The following is a 2,548-nucleotide window of genomic DNA, read 5'->3' on the forward strand; positions in this document are numbered from 1 at the left end:
TCCAGGTCCGACGCGTTTACCTCGGCGAACTGGTCAAGGATCTGGTATCGGATCTGCTGCCAGTTTTGCCGCAGCACGCGCTCCACCTGCTGCGCTTCCTGCTGATGCATTATCATCACTCTACCCCGGTCGGGCATCCGTCCCACGGCTGAGCCTATGACGCGGGCAGAGACTGTCAACCGCAGAAACCACCACCCGTGACCAGGGCCGCGCGGCAGGACGAGCGACGACGAAAGCGCCGGCTGACGGATATTTCTTATCAACGGGGCAGAAAGGAAATATCCTGGCCGTTGAGGTGGGTCCTGGTTGATTCGTGGTCAGGTCGGAGGGTCGAGGGCTTCTCGGACTTTGGCGAGCAGGACCCGTTCGGAGAAGGGCTTTTCGAGCAGGATGACACCGGGATCAAGTTTCCCCTGGGTGGTGAGGACCGGGTGGGCGTAGCCGGACATGTAGAGCACCCGGGTGTCGGGGCGAGTGGAGCGGATCCGGCCGGCGAGTTCCTTGCCCTGCATGCGCGGCATGATGACGTCGGTCAGCAGCAGGTGGACGGGGCCGGGGTGGTCGGCGGCGAGGGGGATGGCCTCGTCGGCGGAGGTAGCGGTGAGGACCTGGTAGCCGTTGCGGGCAAGCAGGCGACGGGTGACCTCGAGGATGGCGGGCTGGTCCTCGACGAGCAGGACGGTCTCGCCCGCGTGTGCCGGAGTGCCGGTCGCGGTGTCCGGCTGACCGGCGGCGTCCGGCTGACCGGCGGCGGTGGCGGGGAGCAGGCAGCGAATGGTGGTGCCGACCCCGGGTTCGGAGTAGATGTCGGTGTGCCCGCCGGCCTGGCTGATGATCCCGTAGACGGTGGCGAGGCCGAGGCCGGAGCCTTCCCCCTTGGGTTTCGTGGTGAAGAACGGTTCGAAGACCCGGGCAAGGACCTCCGGGGGCATGCCGGTGCCGCTGTCGGAGACGCGGATCCGTGCATGCGGGCCGGCTTTCACGCCCGGGCGTTCGCTCGCGTAATCCGGATCGATAGTGATGTTGGCGGTGTCGATGGTCAGCACGCCGCCGTCGGGCATGGCGTCGCGGGCGTTGACGGCAAGGTTGGTCAGGACCTGTTCGATCTGGCCGGGGTCAGCCAGGATGGGCCACAGCTCGGGCTGCAGATGGATGTGCAGCTCGATGTGTTCGCCCAAGGTGCGGTGCAGCAGGTTCTCCAGGTCGGTGACGACCTGGTTGAGGCTGAGTACCCGGGGCTGCACGGTTTCGCGGCGGCCGAAGGTGAGGAGCTGGTGGGTGAGGACGGTGGCGCGGTCGGCGGCGCGTTGGATCTGTTCGATGTCGCGCAGTACGTCGTTCCACCGTCCGTCCGCGGTCTGAGTGGCGGCGGCCTGGGTGACCTCCTCGGCGACGAACGAGGCGTAGTTGATGATGGCTCCGAGGAGGTTGTTGAAGTCGTGCGCCACCCCGCCGGCGAGCTGGCCGAGGCTTTCCAACCGCTGGGGCTGGTGGAGCTGGGCCTCGAAGTTGCGGCGTTGCGCCTCGACGCGCAACCGTTCCCCCTCGGCCTGGACTTCGAGGCGGTCGGTGACGTCCCGGACCGCCGCGGAGACGAGTATTCCCTCCTCGGTCTCCAGCGGGCTGAGACTGATCTCCACGGGGAACTCGCTGCCGTTGCGGCGGCGGGCAGCGAGCTGGAGGCGGGCACCCATCGGCCGGGGGTGGGGGTCGGCAAAGTAGCGGTCCCGATGATCAGGATGGACGGCGCGGGCACCGACCGGGATGAGGATCTCGACCGGTTGGCCGACCAGCTCGTCGCGGGTGTAGCCGAACAGCCGCTCGGCCTGCGCGTTGACCAGGACGATGGCCCCATCGTCCCGGACGGCGACGATCGCGTCCGGCGCCGCCTCCAACAGACCACTGGCCAGGTCTGAGGAACCCTTCACCACATCACCACGATCGGTAATTGATCTGCCTCTTTAAGTGATGCGGCGTGGACCATAGCACAGATGCCGACCCCCCGTGCCGACCCGTGCCGACCCGCCACCGTGGTTCACCGCTTATGCGTGCCTTCTCCCGGAGGACCGACCTGATCGGCTTGGTGGGATTCCGGCGGGTGGTTTTGAGGCGCCGGTGGATCGGGAAGCCATCGGATGGCGTAACACTCGGCCTCGGCGGCGGCACGTTCTCAGCGGCGGCACGTTTGGCGTGAGCATCTTCGACGTCGAGGACGGGGTGGTCGAGGACGGGGTGGTCGAGGTCCGGGCCACGGCCGGGGACAGCACTTGGGCGGCGATGAGGAGTGAGCGCCGATGGCCCGCGACTACTACGAGGTTCTCGGCCTCCGGCGCGACGCAGGCGGCGAGGAGGTGCAGCAGGCCTACCGCCGCCTCGCCCGCCGTTACCACCCCGACGTCAACCGCAGCCCGGAGGCGGAGGAGCGGTTCAAGGAGATCGGTGAGGCGTACCACGTGCTGTCCGACCCGAAGACGCGGGCGCGCTACGACCGGTTCGGCGCGGACTTCCGGCGCCTCCCCGAGGACTACGAGGAGCGGGTGGCCGCCGG

2 protein-coding genes are annotated in these 2,548 nt (G+C 68.1%); one reads left to right on the top strand and one right to left on the bottom strand.

Going from position 1 to position 2,548, the window contains the following annotated elements; translation table 11 throughout:
• Window positions 1-317: 317 nt before the first annotated feature.
• Entirely contained in the window at window positions 318-1,928 is a 1,611-nt protein-coding gene (locus tag ACY45C_RS17765) for a PAS domain S-box protein (RefSeq protein ID WP_462188676.1), read from the bottom strand.
• A gap of 366 nt (window positions 1,929-2,294) precedes the next feature.
• Here ACY45C_RS17765 and ACY45C_RS17770 point away from each other — a divergent pair.
• A partial coding sequence (locus ACY45C_RS17770; RefSeq protein ID WP_462188677.1) for a DnaJ domain-containing protein occupies window positions 2,295-2,548 on the top strand: 254 nt, incomplete at its 3' end.

The sequence above is a fragment of the Frankia sp. CcWB2 genome (genome assembly GCF_977927585.1).